This window comes from Pontibacter sp. HJ8 (assembly GCF_054824225.1).
This window is the reverse complement of sequence record NZ_JSYF01000260.1, coordinates 1-4,654: the sequence shown is the minus strand read 5'-3', so window position 1 is coordinate 4,654 and position 4,654 is coordinate 1. Positions and strand designations below refer to the sequence as shown.

General features: G+C 52.1%; 4 protein-coding genes. 1 reads left to right on the top strand and 3 read right to left on the bottom strand.

Features of this window, described 5'->3' with window-relative positions:
• Positions 1 to 160 precede the first annotated feature (160 nt).
• The 3 genes from OB13_RS12150 to OB13_RS12140 are packed head-to-tail and all read right to left on the bottom strand — an operon-like array spanning position 161 to position 3,747.
• Positions 161 to 2,269: a ComEC/Rec2 family competence protein gene (locus OB13_RS12150; protein ID WP_461490437.1), complete on the bottom strand. Its 2,109-nt coding sequence runs from the start codon at positions 2,267 to 2,269 to the stop codon at positions 161 to 163.
• Entirely contained in the window at positions 2,269 to 2,697 is a 429-nt protein-coding gene (locus OB13_RS12145) for a GNAT family N-acetyltransferase (RefSeq protein WP_461490436.1), read from the bottom strand. The genes OB13_RS12150 and OB13_RS12145 overlap by 1 nt, the downstream gene beginning before the upstream one ends.
• Positions 2,698 to 2,718: 21 nt before the next feature.
• Complete coding sequence (locus OB13_RS12140; protein ID WP_461490435.1) at positions 2,719 to 3,747, bottom strand: PhoH family protein; 1,029 nt, start codon at positions 3,745 to 3,747, stop codon at positions 2,719 to 2,721.
• 96 nt (positions 3,748 to 3,843) lie between these two features.
• On the opposite strand from OB13_RS12140, the gene OB13_RS12135 reads away from it, so the two are divergent.
• Complete coding sequence (locus OB13_RS12135; protein ID WP_461490434.1) at positions 3,844 to 4,620, top strand: SAM hydrolase/SAM-dependent halogenase family protein; 777 nt, start codon at positions 3,844 to 3,846, stop codon at positions 4,618 to 4,620.
• The last annotated feature ends 34 nt before the right edge of the window (positions 4,621 to 4,654 follow it).

The window sequence follows — 4,654 nt, the reverse complement described above, 5'->3', positions numbered from 1 at the left end:
CAAGTTGCGCTCACGCTAAACTTGCGGTATATAGGGAAAAGTAGGACCCATCAGACAGGAGATAAAATAAGATTGGTTGAAGCACAGTTAGGTCGTAATTCAATATAAAAAGCTGGAAAGAAGTATAAATTCATACTTAGAAACAGAGGAGAAGGAGAGGTTAAAACTCCTCCACAAAAGCACCCTGCTCCGTCACATCATAAAAAGCTATACCGGCAGAAATTAGCTGCGGCCTCAGCCGCTGCAGGTACCAGGGGCTGTTGGACGAATCCAGGATGAGCTGTTTGAAATTAAAAGGCTGTAGCTCTTCGGGCTTCACCCGAACGTTCTGCGTCAGCAGCACATAATCCACTTGAAACCCTTCTTTGGGCTGTACCCGGAGAGGCTTTGTTAGTACCAATACACGTATTCCCTGCCATACATACAGGTTGTTGCTATCGGGGAGCAGAGCATGGCTGATACCAGAGGGAGCCTTCGCACTGTCAGGCGAGAACTGCACCGGTTGTTGCACACCTTTGTGCCACAGGTGCGGCTGTATGTTGAAGGTATAGTTTTCCGGGGTAAGTATGCCGTTGCTGAAGAGGGCAGCCTGCTGACCTTGCAGGAAACTAAAAGCAGTTGCCTGTCGCATGCTGTATACGGCAAAGCTGCGCTGTTTCTGCTGTTGCCGTGTTTCGGTAATTTCCTGCACTACCAGAATGGCTACGATCCCGGTAGCCAGTGCAAAATAGCGCAACTGTTTAAAGGCCAGGAAGAGGATGAGGCACAGCATCAGCCCGTACAACAGCCAGGCTTGCGCATGGCTGATGTCAATGCCGGTGATCAACGCCTCCGGAAGCTGATGTACCCGGATGGAAAACTCGTTCATGAACCAGATCGTCCAGAAATGGAGCTGGAACAACAGTGTCGACAGAAAAGGTACCCATGAAAATGCCAGGGCAGCCATACCCGTATACAGCACCCCTGTAGAAACCGGTACCACCACCAGGTTAGCCAGCCAGAAATAAACCGGGAACTGGTGAAAGTACAGCAAGCCCAAAGGAAATGTGATAAGCTGAGCGGCTACCGAAATAGTGAGCAACGCCCAGATATAATCCAGCAGTTTGTTGTCAAACACTATGGTTTTGTAAAGCAGGGGTTGCAGGTATACGATACCCAGCACTGCCAGGAAGGAGAGCTGAAATCCAACGTCCAGCAGGTAATAGGGGTTGTAAAGCAGCAGAAAAAACGCCGCGATCGACAGGGTATTGTAAATGTTAGACTGCCGGCTGATAGTTTGAGCTACTGTGACCAGGCTGAACATGATGACAGCCCTGAGTACGGAAGGAGACAGGCCGGTGATAAACGCATATACCCAGAGAAAGGTGATCAGGAAAGCTGCTACTGCTAATTTTTGCCGGCGTGTCCGGTTCACATACACCAGAAATACCATCAGCACACCATAAATCAGGCCAACGTGCAGCCCCGATACTGCCAGCACGTGCGTGGTGCCGGTGTTGTTGTATACTTTCAGGATTTCGTTGTCCAGCTCGTCTTTTACACCTAATAGCAGCGCCGATGAGATGCCATATTCGCGTCGCTCTTCGATGGATTCCTTTAGCAGCGCGTCCAGTTGGCGGCGAAGGTGAATGCTGAAGTTTAAAAGCAGGTTGGGCGGATCGGAGCCAGCAAACTGGTATTGGTGTGGCTGCAGGTAGTGGCGGTGGTAAACCTGTTTGTTGGCCAGGTATTGGCGGTAGTCGAACTGGTTGGGGTTGGCAGCAGGGGCCATAGGTATAGGAGCTCCATTTACCAGCAGCCTGTCGCCGTAGCTCACTTCATACGCCCGATCAGAATCATGCGGTATGGAGAGCTGTACTTTGCCTTCGGCTGGTAGCCATTGCCCGTTTACCTGTACCTGCTCTACCGCAAGCACCGTGCTCTGGTAACCAGGCTTCTGCACCACATAGTCTTCCACGGTGCCCAGATAATAGGAGGGAGTGCCGGTAAGCTTGCTCAGGTGCAGCGGCCGGTGCGAGGCAGTATGCATTTCCGTCGCCCACACGCCGCCCGCAAAGAAGCAAAGCAAACCGGATATACCTGCCAGCGTATTGGCTTCCATGGTTTTGACTTTGCGAGCAACCAGGTATGCAGCCAGGTACAGGACACAAAAAAAGGCAAGGAGCTCAGCGCTGTGCCTGAACTCCCTGCCTGTGTACAGGTATAGCAGAATGCCTGCTATAAAGCTTAGGATAACACGAACAAATGGGTAAGACGCCCACCGTCGCATCAGCCCTTGTAGACCATTTTATAATGTTCGATGTCGCACTCGCTGAACAGGTCGCCTTCTTCCACAAAGCCGTGGCGCTTGTAAAAATTAACGGCCGGCAACTGGGCGTGCAGGTATATTTTTTTGTCTGCATGCGCTGCCCTTACGTCCTCCAGTACGGCTTCGAGTATACGGGCTCCCACGTTCCGGTTGCGGTAGTCCTGTAGCACGGCGAAGCGCTCCAGTTTTACGCCCTGGTCGGTGGTACGCCAGCGGGCAGCACCACAAGGCACCCCATCGCAGGTGGCCAGGTAGTGGCGCGCTATCGTTTCATGCTCATCATACTCTGCGTCTCGGGGCACCTGTTGCTCCAGCACAAAGACCTGCTCACGTATGCGGAAAGCGGCGTTCTTATCCTGCTCACGTTCCGCACGGATCAATTGAATCATCCTGTGTTATGCGTTCAGCGTTTATACCTTGTTTGTGCGTCCGTTTACCCGAACAGGTGCACCTTCACCGGCGGCCTCTGCCTCCAGCCGGGCAGTCTGGCGTTCTTCATCGGCCTGGGTATAGGCCTCTACGATGTCACGCACCAGGCGGTGACGCATTACGTCCTCCGGCTGCATTTCTATGAAGCCGATGCCTTTCACGTTGCGCAGGGTATGCAAGGCGTCTATCAGACCGGATTTCTGCCTGTGCGGCAGGTCAATCTGCGAGCGGTCACCGTTGATCATCACCTTCGAGGTCGGGCCCATACGGGTCAGGAACATCTTGATCTGAGCCGGAGTCGTGTTTTGTGCCTCATCCAGCAACACGAAGGCATTGCTCAGGGTACGTCCACGCATGTAAGCCAGCGGCGCGATCTCGATGATCTTGCTTTCCTGGTAGTATTTCAGCTTTTCCATCGGGATCATGTCCTCCAGGGCGTCGTAGATCGGGCGCAGGTATGGATCCACCTTCTCCTTCATATCACCGGGCAGGAAACCCAGGTTTTCACCTGCTTCCACCACCGGTCGGGAGATGATGATCTTCTTCACCTCTTTGTTTTTGAGGGCGCGCACAGCCATGGCCACCGAGATATAGGTCTTGCCGGTACCGGCAGGCCCGAGGGCAAATACCAGGTCATGATTCTCTACCAGGTCCACCAGTTTTTTCTGGTTAGGTGTCTTGGCTTTGATGACGCCGCCCTTGCTGCCGTACACGATCACATCCGGGGAAGTCACAATGACATCCTCATCCGTAAAAGAATCGGCTGAAAGGTATCTATTTACGCTGTTATGCGTAATCTTTCCGAACTTATGATAGTGGTCGATCAGGGAAGAAAGGATCTCATGGATCTTGGTTATCTCAGGCGTTTGCCCCTGAATCTTAATCTCGTTTCCTCTGGAGATAATCTTACTGCTTGGAAAAGCGGCTGCCAGTTGCTTGATATTCTGATTCTCTGTCCCCAGAAAATCAATCAGAGAAATATTCTCTAAGGTTATAACTTTCTCTACCAAATGCTTATATTATATAGTACGTTGGTAATATATTCTGTAAATTAGTTAATTTTGTTACATATAGATTACAAATCTACTCAAATTATAGTTCGCTCTATGGCTGTAATTACGCTAACCTCCGACTTCGGATACACCGATCATTATGTAGCTGCTGTCAAGGCCAGACTTCTGTCCCTGAACCCGCAGGCCACCGTTGTGGATATATCCCATGGGATCGAGCCGTTTAACATTCCGCAGGCGGAATTTGTGATCCGTTCGGTCTTTCATGAATTTCCGGAGGGGACCGTTCACCTGATAGCCGTCGATACGCACGGTTGCAGAAGAGGCAAATACCATGCTGCCAAGTACAGGGGCCATTATTTCCTGGTGGCTGACAACGGTTTGCTCTCGCTCATAACGGACGGGGAACCGGAAGTGGTGGTAGAGCTGCAAACAGACGATATGTTTCTCCCTTCGCCTGCTAAAGACTTGCTGGCACCGGCGGCGCTGTTCCTGGCCAAAGGCGGCGACATCGACGTGCTGGGAGAGCGCACGACCAGCTTCCGGCAGTTGCTCAACCGCCAGTTGCGCCTCAACGACCACGCCATAACAGGGCACGTTATCCATGTGGACCGCTACGGCAACCTGATCACCAACATTACCCGCGACAGTGTGGAAACCATCGCACATGGCCGCGCCTATACCATCCATTTTGGCCGCGAAACCATTGGCCGCGTTTTCCCTACCTACAACCAGGTGGACGACGGGGACTGCTGCTGCATGTTCAACAGCCTGGGCCAACTCAGCATCGGCATCAACAAAGGCAACGCCTCCGAGCTCCTCGGCCTCGGCTTCGACTCGCAGGTAGATGTGCGGTTTTATCCGGGAAGCTAGGAGGTAATTTTGAATGAGCGAATGAGTGATTGAG

Bases quoted from the DNA above. Each gene is read 5' to 3' on its own strand.
- OB13_RS12150 (WP_461490437.1), bottom strand. From the start codon at position 2,269: ATGCGACGGTGGGCGTCTTACCCATTTGTTCGTGTTATCCTAAGCTTT.
- OB13_RS12145 (WP_461490436.1), bottom strand. From the start codon at position 2,697: ATGATTCAATTGATCCGTGCGGAACGTGAGCAGGATAAGAACGCCGCT.
- OB13_RS12135 (WP_461490434.1), top strand. From the start codon at position 3,844: ATGGCTGTAATTACGCTAACCTCCGACTTCGGATACACCGATCATTAT.